The organism is Ochrobactrum sp. SFR4 (genome assembly GCF_019730395.1).
Taxonomy (GTDB): Bacteria; Pseudomonadota; Alphaproteobacteria; order Rhizobiales; family Rhizobiaceae; genus Pseudochrobactrum.
In genome coordinates this window covers 24,333-41,275 of record NZ_JAAPBB010000015.1, presented here as the reverse complement: position 1 = coordinate 41,275, position 16,943 = coordinate 24,333, and the positions used below count along the sequence as shown (strand labels likewise).

14 protein-coding genes are annotated in these 16,943 nt (G+C 51.1%); 9 read left to right on the top strand and 5 right to left on the bottom strand.

The window, feature by feature from the left end; translation table 11 throughout:
• Positions 1 to 4 precede the first annotated feature (4 nt).
• A complete protein-coding gene (cobT, locus tag HBA93_RS15150) occupies positions 5 to 1,030 on the top strand; it encodes a nicotinate-nucleotide--dimethylbenzimidazole phosphoribosyltransferase (RefSeq protein ID WP_221723799.1) in 1,026 nt (341 codons plus the stop codon).
• Positions 1,031 to 1,459: 429 nt separating this feature from the next.
• Here the strand turns inward: cobT and HBA93_RS15145 are convergent, their stop codons facing one another.
• From HBA93_RS15145 to HBA93_RS15135, 3 genes are all read right to left on the bottom strand, one after another.
• Entirely contained in the window at positions 1,460 to 1,939 is a 480-nt protein-coding gene (locus HBA93_RS15145; RefSeq protein ID WP_121993389.1) for an Lrp/AsnC family transcriptional regulator, read from the bottom strand.
• Positions 1,940 to 2,057: 118 nt separating this feature from the next.
• Positions 2,058 to 2,720, bottom strand: a complete 663-nt coding sequence (locus HBA93_RS15140) for a uracil-DNA glycosylase family protein (protein ID WP_121993390.1) — start codon at positions 2,718 to 2,720, stop codon at positions 2,058 to 2,060.
• Position 2,721: 1 nt separating this feature from the next.
• Positions 2,722 to 3,291 carry a thermonuclease family protein gene (locus HBA93_RS15135; protein WP_221723798.1) on the bottom strand — a complete coding sequence of 190 codons (570 nt, stop codon included), beginning with the start codon at positions 3,289 to 3,291 and terminating at the stop codon, positions 2,722 to 2,724.
• 878 nt (positions 3,292 to 4,169) lie between these two features.
• Here HBA93_RS15135 and HBA93_RS15130 point away from each other — a divergent pair.
• Positions 4,170 to 4,928 carry a tetratricopeptide repeat protein gene (locus tag HBA93_RS15130; protein WP_221723818.1) on the top strand — a complete coding sequence of 253 codons (759 nt, stop codon included), beginning with the start codon at positions 4,170 to 4,172 and terminating at the stop codon, positions 4,926 to 4,928.
• 89 nt (positions 4,929 to 5,017) lie between these two features.
• Here the strand turns inward: HBA93_RS15130 and xth are convergent, their stop codons facing one another.
• Positions 5,018 to 5,797, bottom strand: coding sequence for an exodeoxyribonuclease III (gene xth, locus HBA93_RS15125; RefSeq protein ID WP_221723797.1), 780 nt, complete (start codon positions 5,795 to 5,797; stop codon positions 5,018 to 5,020).
• 80 nt (positions 5,798 to 5,877) lie between these two features.
• Positions 5,878 to 6,204 (bottom strand): iron-sulfur cluster insertion protein ErpA, encoded by a 327-nt coding sequence (gene erpA / locus HBA93_RS15120; protein ID WP_075654866.1) that lies wholly within the window; start codon positions 6,202 to 6,204, stop codon positions 5,878 to 5,880.
• Between the two features lie 266 nt (positions 6,205 to 6,470).
• On the opposite strand from erpA, the gene HBA93_RS15115 reads away from it, so the two are divergent.
• The 7 genes from HBA93_RS15115 to HBA93_RS15085 all read left to right on the top strand — a co-directional run bounded on the left by HBA93_RS15115 (position 6,471) and on the right by HBA93_RS15085 (position 16,894).
• The gene (locus HBA93_RS15115) at positions 6,471 to 7,670 is read left to right on the top strand and encodes a deoxyguanosinetriphosphate triphosphohydrolase (RefSeq protein WP_221723796.1); all 1,200 of its coding nucleotides are present in this window, start codon (positions 6,471 to 6,473) and stop codon (positions 7,668 to 7,670) included.
• A 129-nt stretch (positions 7,671 to 7,799) separates the two neighbouring features.
• Positions 7,800 to 9,557 carry an arginine--tRNA ligase gene (gene argS, locus HBA93_RS15110; RefSeq protein ID WP_221723795.1) on the top strand — a complete coding sequence of 586 codons (1,758 nt, stop codon included), beginning with the start codon at positions 7,800 to 7,802 and terminating at the stop codon, positions 9,555 to 9,557.
• Between the two features lie 189 nt (positions 9,558 to 9,746).
• A complete protein-coding gene (locus tag HBA93_RS15105) occupies positions 9,747 to 13,343 on the top strand; it encodes an SPOR domain-containing protein (RefSeq protein WP_221723794.1) in 3,597 nt (1,198 codons plus the stop codon).
• A gap of 190 nt (positions 13,344 to 13,533) precedes the next feature.
• Positions 13,534 to 14,556 carry a beta-N-acetylhexosaminidase gene (nagZ, locus tag HBA93_RS15100; protein ID WP_281348905.1) on the top strand — a complete coding sequence of 341 codons (1,023 nt, stop codon included), beginning with the start codon at positions 13,534 to 13,536 and terminating at the stop codon, positions 14,554 to 14,556.
• 37 nt (positions 14,557 to 14,593) lie between these two features.
• A complete protein-coding gene (locus HBA93_RS15095; RefSeq protein ID WP_502910123.1) occupies positions 14,594 to 15,496 on the top strand; it encodes a segregation and condensation protein A in 903 nt (300 codons plus the stop codon).
• 35 nt (positions 15,497 to 15,531) lie between these two features.
• A complete protein-coding gene (gene scpB, locus HBA93_RS15090; RefSeq protein ID WP_221723817.1) occupies positions 15,532 to 16,242 on the top strand; it encodes an SMC-Scp complex subunit ScpB in 711 nt (236 codons plus the stop codon).
• A gap of 430 nt (positions 16,243 to 16,672) precedes the next feature.
• Positions 16,673 to 16,894, top strand: a complete 222-nt coding sequence (locus HBA93_RS15085) for a twin-arginine translocase TatA/TatE family subunit (protein ID WP_121993396.1) — start codon at positions 16,673 to 16,675, stop codon at positions 16,892 to 16,894.
• The last annotated feature ends 49 nt before the right edge of the window (positions 16,895 to 16,943 follow it).

The window sequence follows — 16,943 nt, the reverse complement described above, 5'->3', positions numbered from 1 at the left end:
TAACGTGAGTACCAGCGGACTGCCATTTGATGATTTTCGTGAACTTATCAGCCAGCTTCCGGAAGCGAGTGAATTCGCTAGCGAAGCGGTGCGTGAACGTGAAGCGCGTTTGAGCAAACCTGTCGGCTCACTCGGGCGTCTGGAAGAGATTGCGGAGTGGCTGGCTGCATGGAGCGGTAAAGCCAAGCCGCAGATCATGCGCCCTTTGGTGGCAATTTTTGCCGGCAATCATGGTGTGCTGGCGCAGGGTGTAAGCTCGCAGCCGCAATCTCTGACTATGGATATGGTCAATAATTTTGCTGCGGGCGGCGCTGCCATCAACCAGATTTGCATTGCCAATGATCTGGGGTTGAAGGTCTTTGATCTGGCGCTGGAGCATCCGACTGAGGATATTACCGTGACAGCGGCGATGGATGAGCGCACTTGTGCGGCAACCATGGCTTTTGGCATGGAAGCAATTGCCGGTGGTACGGATTTGCTGTGCATCGGCGAAATGGGCGTTGGCAATACAACCATTGCGGCTGCGATTTCTCTGGCGCTGTTTGGCGGTCAGGCTGAGGACTGGGTAAGTCTTGGTGCCGGTGAAGATGCAAGTATATTGCCTGCAAAAATCGCTGCGGTGAAAAAAGCCGTTGCGCTGAATGAGGGAAATTTACGCGATCCGCTGGAAGTGTTGCGTCGTCTGGGTGGCCGTGAACTTGCGGCAATTACCGGTGCAATTCTGGCCGCTCGTGCCGAGAAAATTCCGGTGCTGATTGATGGTTATGTGGCCAGTGCCGCCGCAGCCATTTTGCTGGCGATGAATGGTGATGCGCTGGATCATTGCCTGTTCTCTCATGTGTCTTCCGAGCCGGGACATCGCCTGTTGCTGGAGAAAATGGGCAAGGCACCGTTACTCGATCTGAATATCAGCCTTGGTTCCGGTACAGGTGCTGCTCTTGCTGCCGGTCTGGTGAAAACTGCTGCCCAATGTCATGTCTCCATGGCAACTGCTGAAGATGCCGGTATGGACGGTCGCAGCATTTCTTAATTTGAACTGCAGGCTTGAAAATAAAAAATCCGGCCGCGAGAGCGTGCCGGATTTTTTTGTATCTGCATAATAATTATAAGCTGCAAGGGAAAAAGTTGCCAATACTGCAACTAATTGCGGTTGTGCGCAGCCTGTCGCTTTTTTAAGCATATACATATTAGAGCATGAGCGTTTTTAAGGACGGGCGGCAATTTTACTCAAAGTAATATTTGCTGAGAAGTCAGCCGAAGGATGTATTTACGCTGGTATATCCGCTGCGTTTTTTACAATTTATATTGGCCGGTGTTTCATGTCGCCTGTAGCATAAGTGGCACTATCCTTGCCGTGGGATAGTGCCATTTTATTTTTGAGATCGGGCATTTCCGGTTTGAATTGTAATAGGGAAATGCTCTGTCTGTTTATATTTTGCTTCACCGTTTGGGGATGGGTTTAGTTGCCGTCTTTATCAAGCACCATATAATCCAACGGCAGTTCTGTTGTGTATTTGATCTGCTCCATCGCAAAAGATGAAGAAACATTGCGGATTTCGATTTTGCTGATCAGACGCTTATAGAAAGCATCATAGGCAGCAATATCCGGCACCACAACGCGCAGCAGATAATCGACATCACCGCTCATGCGATAGAATTCCACCACTTCCGGAAATTCCTGCACCACTTCGGCAAAGCGCTTAAGCCATTCATGACTGTGAGAGCTGGTTCGTACTGAAACGAAGACTGTGACACGGGCATTAATTTTTACCGGATCAAGCACAGCCACGCGGCGTTTGATAATGCCGTCTTCTTCCAGTTTCTGAATACGGCGCCAGCACGGGGTGGTGGACAGGCCAACTTTTTTAGCAATATCTGCTACTGCCAGCGTTGCATCTTCCTGCAACAGACGGAGAATTTTTCTGTCAAGTCTGTCCATTTTGCCTCACATTAAGCACCAAATTGTATAATTTTGAAACTATATACCTTATGAATGAGCGCGCGATTAAACGCGAAGAATATAATACTATCAAATTGCATTAAGTTAGAAATTATTTTTATCTCGACAATAAAGGTCGGATTTTTTGACGAAGCACCGGCAAAAGTTCGTTTTCAAACCACGGATTACGCTTCAGCCAACCGCTGTTACGCCATGACGGATGCGGCAGCGGCAGAACAGCAGGGCCGTCATTCTGATTGCTCTCAATATAGCGTCGCCAGTTTTTCACGGTCTCGGTCATATTGAGCGGCTTTTGCTGTGCTTGCAGATATTCGCGATAGGTCGGATTACGCCCCAGATGATATGTCTGTGCATGACTGCCGATGGCAATAATCAGTTCAACTTGCGGCATGAGATCAAACAGCCGGTCATGCCATGTCAGGCGACATTCGCGGCGCGGGGGCAGGTCACCGCCATGCTTGTCATAGCCCGGAAAGCAGAAACCCATGGGGATGATCGCAAAGCGCTCTGCGTCATAAAACTCTTCCGGTGTCACATCGAGCCATTGGCGCAGCCGTACACCGGAAGGGTCGTTAAACGGAATGCCGGTATTATGTACACGGATACCCGGTGCCTGACCGCAAATGGCAATTCTGGCTGTCGGGGAGGAGATACATACCGGCCTTGGCTCATGATCCAGCGGGCGTGAACCAAGCGGTTGATCACGACAAATTCTGCAATCATTTATCTGATGTTGCAGTGTCTGCAATGCCGTTGCCATATTACTGATTGCTCCGGTTGCGCTCATTGGAGCGCGACTGATTTTCCCGCCGCCATTTGCCGGGGCGTTCAAACTCTCCCGCCCACAATCCGCGTTTATTCTTGCGTGCCTGTGCTTCCTCACGCTGATAGAGGCCATAGGAGACTGCCCAGCCTTGCTCGACCATGGTGCGATTGAGATCAGTCTCTCCGGCCATGCAGAAGGCGAGAATGCGGTCATACTGATCGCGTCCGTCCGCTGTGCAACTAACAGTCTGATTGCCGATCAGGCGACGTAACTCCGCAGTCGCATTGCGGCCGCAGCTATAGTCTTTACCGTCAATTTTACAATTCTGTTGGGTTTCCGGTGTATCCATGCCTTTCAGACGTATGCGCTGCCCTTGTAGGGCAATTGTATCACCATCGTAAATATGCAGGCTGCTGCCGCGACCACTCAATTGGGCAGGTAAGGTTTTATTCTTGTCTGCACGAACAGGCTGGCGTGGCTGATTGCTGCCGGAGACAGTTTCTGCCCATTGCGGCATAAAGGTCTGCATCAACGCATATATACCGAGTAACAGCAGCGCAGTCACAATCCCAGACCGGCGAAGGAAGGAATAGGGTTTGCGATAGTGCCTGCGATTGCTGCGGCGCTGCGGCTGTCGTCTGTAAGGTTGAGGTCTGCGCCCCGAAGCAGATGGTTTCATGAGGCGGACTATAAGGCGCTCTTGCCTGAAGAAAAGAGGATTATCGCAAGGATGGCTGAAATCATACCTGCATTACCCTGAATTGCTGCTAGAGCATAATTTCTTAAACTTGAAACAGTTTAAGTTAAAATTATGCTCTCATTTTAAAGTGTTAGAGCGACCTTTGTGCGCCCAATGAGGCGCACGGCGCTCTGGCACACAGGGAATCGATTCTGAACAGCGATTCTCCTGAAAATCCTGCTTCTCTATAAAACCAAGATTTATAATCACTTGCTTAACTATATTTCGCAACCGGATGACAACTATGACGCCCTGAAACCGGATTGTTTCGTGATTTTGAGGGGGCAATTTTATATATCAGTGTAAATTTGTGTTGTTTTGGTAACAGTATTTACCTTTCAGCCGCGCTAAGGTTCACGGAGATGAACTTGGCCTATTTCCCGCCATAAATACGGAGCACCGATAGGAGGCGGGCTAAGTTTAGTCCTGACAAAATGTGAAACAATCTTTGCTCTTCATTGAGGTCGGTAATTGCAGAATTATAGTTTTTTTCAAAAAAATCCGCAGGTTAGCGTGCAGTCATGCATGGTGACTTCAGCTGCGGGCTCTGCTGAAGGAAATCTGTTTGGCCGACTTTATTCACAGGTCGCAATCTTGCCTGAAAAAATGGCTAGTTTTTCTCATCTTGTTAACTTGTCCTTTACCAAATTTATTTTGGCAAACGATAATGAAAGAATGCTGTCGTGATCGGGTCGTTTAAGAAAATCGCGTATTTTGTTTGTGGAGCCGGTGTTGCACTCTATCTGGTGTGCAGCAGTGCGTTTGCTTTTGATATTCCGGACAATGCGGAAAAGAAGAGCAATCCGTTCGAGGTTTTCAAATTCGGGGTATCCGCTTTTAAGAACGGCCATAAGGACGAAGCGCTGAAAGCTCTGCGCTATGCGGCAGATCAGGGACATCCGGGCGCTAACTGGAAACTGGCAAGCATGTATGCTCAGGGCGACGGTGTTCCGGAAAATGATTACGAAGCTTATAAAATTTTCGAAAAAATCGTCCATGAGGGCGCAGAGCCAGGTTCGCAGAACGAATCTTATGTGGCCGGTGCACTGGTGCAGATGGCACGCTATCTCAAGCGCGGCATTCCCGGCACGCCTGTAAATTCCAATCCTGATATGGCCCGTGATCTCTATGTGCAGGCCGCATCCAATTTTGGCGACTCGACAGCACAATATGAGCTTGGCGCTATGCTGCTCAAAGGTGACGGGGTAGAGAAGAACAAAACGCAGGCTGCACGATGGTTCCAGCTGGCTGCCAGAAAAGGCAACGCCAATGCGCAGGCTATGCTTGGTAATATGCTGTTTCAGGCCGGTAAGACTGTTCGTGGCCTTGCGATGCTGACGGCAGCTTTTGAGCGTTGTTCGGATCAGGATTGCGAATGGATCCGTGCTATGCAGGAACAGGCGTTTTCGGTTGCCGGTGAGGCTGACCGCCGTAATGCGATTGCACTCGTCGGCCAGCACTAATGCTGGGTAAAAACAGTTGTGCAGGCGCTGCAACTTAGCAAACTGATTCAGTTTGCGGCGCTATAATCTTAAAATCATTGAATAATTTTTCAGCAGGCAAGCTGAATAACAACCGGCACATGGTCAGACGGTTTGTCCCATGCGCGTGTGTGTTTCTCGATTTCCGCACCATCCAGCAGATTGGCTGCTTCCGGCGACAGCATCAGATGATCAATGCGGATGCCGTTATTCTTCTGCCATGCGCCGGCCTGATAATCCCAGAATGAGAACATCTGCTCATCGCTGACATTGCGGACAGCATCGTAAAAACCGAGATTTTCCAGACGACGGAATGCCTGTTTGCTCTGTGGCAGGAACAGGGCGTCATTCACCCAGTTTTCCGGATGTTTGGCATCAATCGGCTGCGGGATGATATTATAGTCACCGGCGAGCACCAGCGGTTCTTCCAGTTCCAGTCGCTCTTTCGCCCAGTCTTCCAGACGCTGCATCCAGCCGAGCTTGTAAGGGTATTTTTCCGTATCAACCGGATTGCCGTTTGGCAGATAGAGCGAGACGACACGGATCACGCCTTTATCGGTGGTGAATACGGCTTCGATAAAACGTGCCTGCTCATCGCTGTCGTCCCCCGGTAACCCGCGATTAACCTCAACTGGTGAGACCTTCGAGAGAATGGCAACGCCGTTAAAGCCTTTCTGGCCGTGAGTTTCTACGTGATAGCCGAGGGCTTCAATTTCCAGTCGCGGGAACAGATCGTCTACGGATTTGATTTCCTGAAGACAAGCCACATCAGGCTGGCATTCCTGCAACCAGTGCAGCAGATTTTCGATACGTGCTTTGACACCGTTAATGTTCCATGTGGCAATTTTCAAAGACGTATCCCCGTATTGAGTTTTATAAAAAAATCTGCCGCATTTCAGATTATGCGGCAGCTATTCATGGCAGAAACCGGTCAGATCGCGAAACTGACACCGCAGCCGCAGGATGACGTGACATTCGGATTGTTGATCTGGAAGGACTGTCCCATCAGATCATCAATAAAATCAATAACCGAACCGTCAATATAAGGTACGGAAATGCTGTCGATCAGCACTTTGGCACCGTCTTTTTCAATAATCAGATCATCATCATTGGTATCGCTGACGAGATCGAATTTATAGGAAAAGCCTGAACAGCCGCCGCCCTCAACGGAAATACGCAGAGCTGATTTGTCGGCTTGTTTTTGCAGAATTTTGACAATGCGTTTGGCTGCCGCATCCGATACGGAAATGTCCGTCATAATAGTCACCTTAAAATCATGGGCGGTTCAAGTTCCGCACAGGATATATGTTGATAGGACTATAATATAGGTCAGCAGGGCAGAGGGCGCAATCTCCTGTCACAAGTCATTTGCCCTAAAGTTTTATACTGCACTGCATATCAAACCTGTTATTTTGTACTGCAATCATGATAATGCAGCAGAGTGCAATTGTTGCGAAGGGCCTGATGTGCCTTGCGCAATGTTACAGATTTTTGGTTGATGAAACACAAATCATAACAGGAAGAATGATGGACAGTATTGGTTTCGGCTATCGTGAACGTGCTCCTTATGCATGCGACCCTGCGCAAACGCGCGGACGCTTGGTGCATGAGACCGAGAGCCGAACACGCACGCCTTATCAGCGTGACCGCGACCGTATTATCCATTCGACGGCTTTCCGACGATTAAAGCACAAGACACAGGTGTTTATCGCCCATGAAGGCGACCATTACCGCACAAGGCTGACCCATACGATTGAAGTGGCGCAGATCGCCCGTGCTTTGGCACGCGCATTGCGGCTGGATGAAGATCTGGCAGAAGCCGTGGCGCTGGTACATGATTTCGGCCATACGCCGTTTGGTCATACGGGTGAAGATGCCCTGAATGAGAAAATGGCGGATTATGGTGGCTTTGATCATAATGCGCAGTCGCTGCGCATCGTGACATTGCTGGAAAAGCGCTATGCGGAATTTGACGGTCTCAACCTGTCATGGGAAACGCTGGAAGGCTTGGTGAAGCATAACGGCCCGCTGACCGGTCCTTATTCGGATGGTGAGCCGGTTCCGGGGTCGATCCTCAAATATAATGAGTGTTTTGATCTGGAGCTTTCAGGCTTTGCAAGTCTTGAAGCGCAATGCGCGGCAATTGCCGATGACATTGCCTATAATGCCCATGATATTGATGATGGTCTGCGCTCCGGCCTGCTTACGCTGGAACAGCTGGAAGAAGTGCCGCTGACACGGGATATTTTGCAGGAAGTGCAACGCCTTTATCCGAAGCTTGATCCGGTGCGTCGTGGCCATGAACTGATGCGCAGGCAGATCACGCGCATGGTTGAGGATGTGATTGCGCATGCCCAAGAGCAGATCAAAAAATTCAATCCGCAGAGTGTGGATGATGTGCGTGCGGCCAGTGAGATGATGGTCGGTTTTTCGCCGGATATGGCGATTGCCGAGAAAACCTTGAAGAAGTTTCTCTACCAGAATCTCTATTTCAATGCGCACGTCGTGCCTATCCGCAAAAATGCCGATCAGGTCGTGAAAGACCTTTTCGATGCTTATATGACGGCACCGGATGCGATGCCTGCCGACTGGCGGGCAGGGATTGCCGGTAACGAGACTTCGGCCTTTGCGCGTCAGATTGCGGATTTCCTTGCAGGTATGACTGATAATTATGCCGTGCGTGAACACCGACGATTGTTTGACCATACGCCCGACTTGGCTTAAACGGGCTGCAAAACTGCCATTTCTGACTGTGTGATTTGCGAGGCGCTGAGCTTCCCCATTGCATGACGTTCAATTGATTGAATGTGAATCGCGGCCTTGCTCCGCATTTATGTTCCGACAGGACAGATTATGAATATCTTTGCTGATTTCGACGTTAAAATTAAAAAAACACTGCAAGATCTTGGTTTGAAAGACAAAGACGGTGGTGAACTGGATGTTTCCCGTGTTGGTGTTGAACCGCCGCGCGATGCAACACATGGTGATATTTCTACCAATGCGGCCATGGTGCTCTCCAAGGCGGTTGGCAGCAATCCGCGTGAACTGGCAGCCAAAATTGCTGAAGCGCTGAAAGGCGATGCGGATGTTGCAACCGTTGATGTGGCGGGTCCGGGCTTTATCAATCTGCGTCTGAATGATGATTACTGGCAGCGTCAGCTGGGCGTTATGCTGGCAGAAGGTACTGATTACGGTCGTTCAAAAATGGGCGGTATGCGTAAGGTTAATGTGGAATATGTTTCTGCTAACCCGACCGGTCCTATGCATGTCGGCCATTGCCGTGGCGCGGTTGTCGGCGATGTGCTGGCCAACCTGCTGAAATTTGCCGGTTATGACGTAACCAAAGAATATTACATCAATGATGCCGGTGCGCAGATTGATGTTGTCGCCAAATCCGTGATGCTGCGTTACCGTGAAGCGCTGGGCGAAGATATCGGCGAGATTCCTGCCGGTCTCTATCCGGGCGATTATCTGGTGCCGCTTGGTCAGGCATTGGCCAAAGAATTTGGCTCGTCGCTGCTGGAAAAGCCGGAAGAAGAAGTTCTGCCGCTGATTAAAGACCGTTCGATTGATGCCATGATGGCGCTGATCCGTGATGATCTGGCCTCCCTCAATGTGCATCATGACCTGTTCTTCTCCGAGCGCAGCCTGCATGCCGACCATGCCAAGCTGATCCGCACCGCGATCAACGATCTGACGCTCAAAGGCCATGTCTATAAAGGCAAGTTGCCGCCGCCAAAAGGCCAGCTGCCGGATGATTGGGAAGATCGTGAGCAGACTTTGCTGCGTTCAACTGAAGTCGGCGATGATATGGATCGTGCGCTGGTTAAGTCTGACGGCAGCTTCACTTATTTCGCTGCGGACGTTGCTTACTTCAAAAACAAGTTCGATCGCGGCTTTGAGGAAATGATCTATGTCCTCGGCGCGGATCATGGCGGCTATATCAAGCGTCTGGAAGCAGTGGCCAAGGCTGTTGCTGAAGGCAAGGCTGAGCTGACAGTGCTGATCTGCCAGATGGTCAAGCTGTTCCGTGATGGCGAGCCGGTACGTATGTCCAAGCGTTCAGGCCAGTTCATTACGCTGCGTGATGTGGTGGATGAAGTTGGTTCCGATGCTGTGCGTTTCATGATGCTTTACCGCAAAAATGATGCGTCGCTGGACTTTGACTTTGCCAAAGTCACCGAGCAGTCCAAAGACAATCCGGTATTCTACGTGCAATATGCGTCTGCACGTGCGAACTCGGTTTTCCGTCAGGCGAAAGAGCAGCTTGGTCTGGAAAAAATCGAGCGTGAAGAGGCGGCAAAACACCTGTCTCTGCTCACTGATGAGAGCGAAGTGGCGCTGGTGCGTAAACTTGCGGAATATCCGCGTCTGATCGAAACCGCGGCTATCCATCAGGAGCCGCACAGGCTCGCATTTTACCTCTATGACCTTGCAAGTGCGTTCCATTCTCAGTGGAATCGTGGCTCGGACAACGCGGACTTACGTTTTATTAAGGTTAACGATACAAACTTGTCACTTGCCAGGTTAGGGCTGGTGCAGGTTGTTTCTGATGTCTTGGTATCCGGATTGTCGATTATCGGTGCGGATGCTCCGACAGAAATGCGCTGAATAGAATGAGGGCGGTTTAAGTTATCGCCCCTGATATTCAGGTAAAGACCGGCACGAATGGCGCATTTGCTGCGTTTTCGTGCCGTTTTTGCAGGAAACTACTGTCAAGTTTTGCCCACATTGCCTTGCTATATTAGCAATGATTAGGGAGACGTCGGCGGGCGCTCCAGTTGAAATTAGGAAAACGCCATGACTGACAGTAGCGTGACGGGCCGCAATCAGAATCACAGTGATATTCGCGACGAATCGGCGCGGGATAATGATCCGCTGTTTGAATTGTCGCGCATTTTTGGCTTTGATGAACCGGCAGAACAAAAAAATATGCAGAATTCGCAGGCTGAACCGGAAATGTCTTCCGAGATGAGCCTTGAGCGGGAACTGATGGCAGATTTCGATGCTGAATTCGCGGCGGACTTCGCTGCAGAACCGGCTCAGCCAGTCAGCAATTTCCAGACAGCACAGGATGAAGTTTTCAGCCCTGTTCAGCAGACTGCTGCCGAGAGCCGCTCTTACCAGCAGGCTGTTGAGCCGCGCTTTACCGGCTATGCACCGTTACAGCGTGCTTATGCAGAAGAAAAAGCACCGGAGCAGCCCCAGCCGACCTTCCAGCAGGACATTCCGCAATATTATGCAGAAGAGCAGGATTATACAGCTGCTGCACCGCAGAATGCTTATTATGAGGCCTATTCCGATCTGCCTCAGGATGCAGCATTTTCAGAGCCTGTGCAGGCTGTAAATGAAGATTATTTCTCTTCGCTGGAAAGTGAGCTAAGCCAGAATTTTGAACCGGAAGCCGCTTCTCATGCGGCTGCCGAGCCATATTATGAAGCGCCGGAGAACCAGTATGCTCAGCCTTATCAGGCGGGTTATGGTTCTCATGCGCCTGAATATTCGGAAGTTGCCGCCAATGTTTCACAAGAGCAGGCCGCACAGGATTTTGATCTGCCTGAACTGAATACAGATGATTTCGATCTTTCTGATATCGGCCGTGAACCGCAACAGGAATTTGTTGCTCAGAGCTATGATAATGTATTTGCGGAAAACGAGGTGTATCGCTCCGTGAATGCAGCACAGCAGCCTGATGCCAGCTTTGAAGATGAGCTTGCATTTCTGCTGCAGGATGAAGCACCTGTCGCGGCGTCTGCTCAGACAGATAATTACGCTTATGAAGCGCCGTTTGAAGCAACACCTGAAGCATTGTCCTATGCTGATCCGGTTGCGGCTTATGATGATGAAGTTGTTCCGCAAACCGATATCGAACCACTGTTTGATGCACCATCCCTTGAGGTTGCGCCTGCTGTAGCCGATTTTGACGGTCAGGAGCCGGTTGCGGATCATCATGCCCATGCAGATTTGCAGGCTGAGGATGATTATACACAGGCTGCGCCTGTACAGAATTACGACCAGATTGATGATGAGTTCTTTGCTGCTCCTGATCTGAGCCGTTTGCCTAACCGCACAGTCAGCGCCCAGACCAATTGGGAAGAAGACAACGCTGCTGATGCAGCTGAAGCTCCGGCAGCCAGTTCCTTTGCGGATCTGTTCGGAGCCAGATCACAGTCTGATTACGCGGAAGAAACAACAGAAACCTATGAGCCGGAACAGGCTGTCGCTTTTGAAGAAGAGCAGCAAACTGAAAATTTCAATTTCGGAGATGATTTCTACGAAGCGGAAGAAAATGCGTCAGTTGCAGAACCGGCCATAGAGCAGCCTTATGTACCGGAGCCGGAGGCTCCATTGACTTATAATGAGCCGGAAGCTCCGTTGGCATATAATGAGCCGGTAGCTCCGTTGGCCCATAATGCAGTGCGCGGTTATTCTTCCTACACATTCGGTGCGGCGACTCCGGCTGCAGCAACTGCAACCGCAGCTGCTGCAGGTACAACAGAACGCACTGTCAGCAGCTTTGCGGATACGATTGCAGCTGTTCCGTCTTCCTATGCTTCGCAGCCTGTGCGTGACACTGCTCCTGCTGCAGCTTCCTACGAAGAACCGGCTTATGAAGAACCGGTCGCGGGGGATAATTTCTTCAGCAATGATGATTTTGATTTTTCATTCGATGAAGACCTGCAGCCTGCCGATGATTTCGCCGTTGCAGAAGCATCGGAAGAACTGCCGCTTGATCTTGATCTGAATGATGAACCGGAGATTTTGGCCTATCAGCCTGCTCAGAGTGCAGCCTCCAAGCCGTTTGTACCGGCACCGGAAATTGAATCCGTTGTTGTGTCGGAAAACAAGGTTGAGCAAACACAGGCGCTTGATCTGCCTGAGGTCAGCTATGGTGATGATGTTAAAGAAACGGGGCTGAACAGCCTCGAATCAGAATTCGCAGAAATTTTCAGCACGATCAGTGTGAATGAAGCTGCCGCACCGGATACAACCAGTGAAGCGGACAAGGCTTTCGAAAATATTCTGCAGGATAATTTTGCAGACTATCATACGAGCGTCAAAGCCGAGCCGGAAGAAACCGGTTCAAATGGTGCAGGTTTCGGCACTATTGCCGGCGCTGCTGCTGGTCTTGCCGGTGCAGCCGTTGCGGGTGCAGCATTGCGTGGTTCTGCCGCGCAGAGCGGTGCAGGCCAGACAGGCAATGCCACGCAGGATGATTATTACAATCACTGGGCGGCACAGGGTGCACAGAATAATGATTTCGATACCTATAATCTGTCCGAGAATTTTGCCCGCGATGAGGATGACTATACGGAAGCCCGTCCGCGTGAAGAGAACCCGTTGCGTAAACCTATCCTCTGGGCATCCGTCGCTGCTGCGGCTCTGATCGTTCTGGGCGGCGGTTACTATATGCTCAAATCCGGTGGTGTTGTCGGCGGCGAACCTGCAGTTCTGCGGGCTGACAGCCAGCCGGTCAAAGTCCAGCCGGAAAATCCGGGCGGTATGGTTGTTCCAAATCAGGACAAGGCTGTTTACGATCAGGTTTCCGGTACTAAGCCTGCTGCGCCTGAACAGAAAACCCTTATCAATACGGAAGAAGAACCGGTTGATGTTGGTCTGTTGCAGGGGGCGGATGCGGAAGAAGACCGTTTGTTGTCGAATGAACCGGAAAGCACTAATCCTGCAACGCCTCCTGCTGCCAATAATCCGGCACAAGAGGCTGAGCGTGAGCTGGTAACACCACGCACAGTGAAAACCATGGTCGTGCGCGCTGACGGTACAATCGTACCGAGTGAAGCACCGGCGGCCACTGCGCCTGCAAATAATAATGCAGCAGCAACCGATAATGGTCTTGATGAGGCATCCCGTCTGATCAGCCAGAGCGCTGTTCCTGAACGTCTGGGTACTGATACACCGGCACCTTCTGCACAGAGTGCAGCAGCACCGCGCGTTGTACAGACGCAGACTTTCACCGCTTCCGGTGAACAGGTCAAACCGCGTGAAGTGACAACAGCTCCGGTTGTGCCGTCTCGTCCTGCCGAACAGCCGGTTAATGTTGTGGGTAATGTGGAGCGTCCTGCGCAAAATACCGCGCCGCAGCAGGTTGCCAGCGCCACTGCGCCTGCAGCCAATGTTTCGGCCAATGTTCCTGCGGGTACATGGTTCATTCAGATTGCCTCGCAGCCGAGTGCAGAACTGGCACAGAAGAGCTATGCCAATATGAGCTCGCGTTACGGTAATGTTATCGGTGGTCGTGGTGTTGATATCAAAAGGGCGGATATTGCCGGTAAGGGTACTTATTACCGTGTCCGTATTCCGGGTGGTACCAAGGCTGAAGCCGCAGCGCTCTGCGAGCGCCTGAAATCTGCCGGTGGCAGCTGCTTCCCGACACTCTGATCCGAAAATATGTAAAACAAACATGAAATGCGCTGTGTATCTTTAAAATACGCAGCGCATTTTCTCTTTATGGGTTATGCAGAGAGCATTATCTGATTTGTCGCATTATCGCGGACGTTAAATGAAGCCATTTATCTGCGAAATGCTTGTCTGATTTGTCATATTCCAATAGGCGAGGAGCATTGCCGCAATGACATTTAAAGCCATGATTACCGGTTTCGAAGGTACAATGCTGACCGAAGCTGAGCAGGAATTATTCCGTCGTGTGCGTCCGTGGGGCTTTATTCTGTTTGCCCGCAATGTGGAAAGTCTGGAGCAGTTGCGCGCATTGACCGCGCAAATCCGCGATGTGACCGGACGGGATGAGACACTGATCTTTATCGATCAGGAAGGCGGACGTGTGCAGCGTCTGCGCCCGCCGCTGGTGCCTAATTATCCGTCAGCTTCGCAGATCGGTGCGCTTTATGAACAGGATGAAGAAAAAGGTATGCGCGCCGCCTGGCTGCTTGGCCGTCTTCATGCTTTTGATCTGATGGGCGTTGGCATCAATGCCAATTGTCTGCCGGTGCTGGATGTGCCGGTTGAGGGCTCTCATGAGGTGATCGGTTCGCGCGCGTATTCCTATGATCCGGAAACTGTTGCGGTACTGGGTAATGCGGTTGCTGAAGGGCTGATGGCCGGTGGTGTGCTGCCGGTAATGAAACATATGCCGGGGCATGGCCGTGCATTTGCCGACAGTCATAAGGAACTGCCGAGCGTTGATGCGCCTTTGAGCGAACTCTGCGCCCGTGATTTTGTACCATTCTGCCAGCTGGATGATCTGCCGGCCGCTATGACTGCGCATATTGTTTACAAAGCGCTTGATCCAGAACGCCCTGCAACGCTGTCACCGGTGGTTATCAATTGCGTGATCCGTGATATGCTGGATTATGACGGCTTGCTGATGAGCGACGATATTTCCATGAAGGCGCTGTCCGGTAATCTGGATGATATTGCCCGTGAGATTATCGCTGCCGGTTGTGATGTGGTGTTGCATTGCAGCGGTGTTTTGGAAGAAACCATTGCCGTTGCCGCTGCTATTCCGGATCTGAAAGATGAGAGCCTGCGCCGTGCGGAGCTGGCTGAAGTCTTTGCAGGTGAAGCGGATTTGAGCAATGAAGCAGCGATCCGTGCGGAATTTAACGCTTTATTCCCAGAGGTCGCTGTTGCCTGATAGTCGGGCAGAACTTCAATAAATAACAGGCCGGATGATGAGTACCGAAACCGCAAAGACGGATAATCTCCAGACACCAAAGGCCGATGTGCCGATGGATGATCTGTGGCAGTCGGAGACGGCGCTTATCATTCCGCCGGACAGTGCCGAGGATCTGACCCTGCATGTGGATGTGCAGGGTTTTGAAGGGCCGATGGATTTGCTGCTGCATCTGGCACGCAATCAGAAGGTTGATCTGACACAGATTTCTGTGCTGGCGCTTGCCGAGCAATATCTGAAATTCATTGAGCTGGCACGCGACCGTAAGCTGGAACTGGCTGCTGATTATCTGGTGATGGCGGCATGGCTTGCCTATCTCAAATCGCGTTTGCTGATCCCCAAGGTCAAAGATGAGGATGGCGAGACCGGTGAACAGCTGGCTTCTGTTTTGCAATTCCGGTTGAAACGGCTTGAAGCTATGCGTGATGCGGCAGGCAAGCTGGTCAATCGTGACCGGCTGGGGCGCGATGTATTTGCCCGTGGTATGCCGGAAACGGTGCTGGTGGAAAAGACCAGCCTTTACAGCGCTTCGCTTTATGATCTGCTCACGGCCTATGCTTCACAGCGCCAGAGGCAGGCGGTTTCCCATGTGCAGATTGCCAAGCGCACAGTCTGGTCGCTGAAAGAGGCACGGGTTTTGCTGGTGCGTATGGTTGGTGAATTGCAGGACTGGGTGGCGCTGGATGCATTTCTGCTGGATTATATTGCGCGGCCGGAAGACCGTGCGAGTGCGATTGCCAGTTCCTTTGCCGCCAGTCTTGAGCTGGTGCGTGAAGGGCGGATGGAATTACGCCAGAATGCAGCTTTCGAACCGATTTTTGTACGCGCTGCCGAACGCAAACCGGTAAGCAGTGTGCCTGATGATCTGAAGACGGATCGCGAAGATAAGGATGAAGCGTGAGCGAGACTGAAATTTTGACAGCTGCTGAGGCTGAAATGCCGATCATATCTTCAGATGATGCAAATCCGTCCGTGCCGTCACGCGAGGCGCTGGGTGATGTGGTGCGTATGGTTGAGGCGATTATTTTTGCGTCTTCCGAGCCGGTGACGGAGAAAATGCTGTCGGAGCGACTGCCGCTGGATGTGGATCTGTTGACGGTGCTGAAAGTGCTGCAAAGTGAATATCGTCTGCGTGGTGTCAATCTGGTCAAAGCCGGTGACGGCTGGGCATTCCGCACAGCATCGGACTTAAGCTTTCTGATGAGCCGCGATCTGGTCAAGCAGAAGAAGCTGTCGCGTGCGGCGCTCGAAGTGCTGGCGATTATTGCTTATCATCAGCCGGTAACCCGTGCGGAGATGGAAGATATTCGCGGCGTGGAAACCTCAAAAGGTACATTGGATGTGCTGATGGAAACCGGCTGGGTGAAGCTTCGTGGTCGCAGACGCACGCCGGGGCGTCCGGTGACCTATGGCACGACAGACAGTTTTCTGGATCATTTCGGTCTGGCAGAGATTCGCGATCTGCCGGGTATGGATGAGTTACGCGGGGCAGGGTTGCTCTCCGCACGACTGCCGTCGAATTTCTCTGTGCCGGTGCCAAGTGTGCGGCCGGATGAGTTGCTGGCGGATGAGGATCCGCTAACTGCCGGTGATATTGAGGAACTTGGCCTCTTCATGCCGAAGGTCGAGGATGATCAAGATAAATAGCGTGTCCCGAAAAGTGTGAAACGCCTACGCGGGGAAATCAGTTCACTGGACTGATTTCTGATCCCGCTTCGATCGGATAAGATGCGCGTAAAAACAAAAGATAGAGCATTTCATGTGATTCATGGCGGAATAGAAATGCTCTAGCCCCTTTTCGCTGCTGTTACTGTTAAAATTGTCATAATTCTGTGCTTGTTAACTTTTAAGCAGCGGCGGGGTTGCAGCCATTTCAAACAGCGGCACATTACCGGATAAGAGCTTCATCAGAGTTCTGCCGGATAAATGTTTTTTATTTTTGTAACTATGCTGTAGAACAAAGAGAAATTTCACCGGTTCTGTTTGAACAATGCTGTGATTGCGCTTAAATAGAGACTGAGTTTGGATAATCCTGCTCCGGTATGAATATGCCGCGAGAGCATTTAGGGGATATGAGATGGGTAGTTTTTCGATCTGGCACTGGCTTATCGTTCTGGCGGTTGTGCTGCTGTTGTTTGGCCGCGGCAAAATTCCTGAACTGATGGGCGATGTTGCCAAGGGCATCAAAAACTTCAAGCAGGGCATGAACGAGCCTGAAGAAACCGATGTTGCTTCTTCCAAGACCATCGACAATGAGACCGGTGAACAGGTCAAACCGACGAAGAAAACGACAAAATAAGTCATTACTGATCATGCTGCGCGTGTAATACGAATGTGTTGCCAATTAT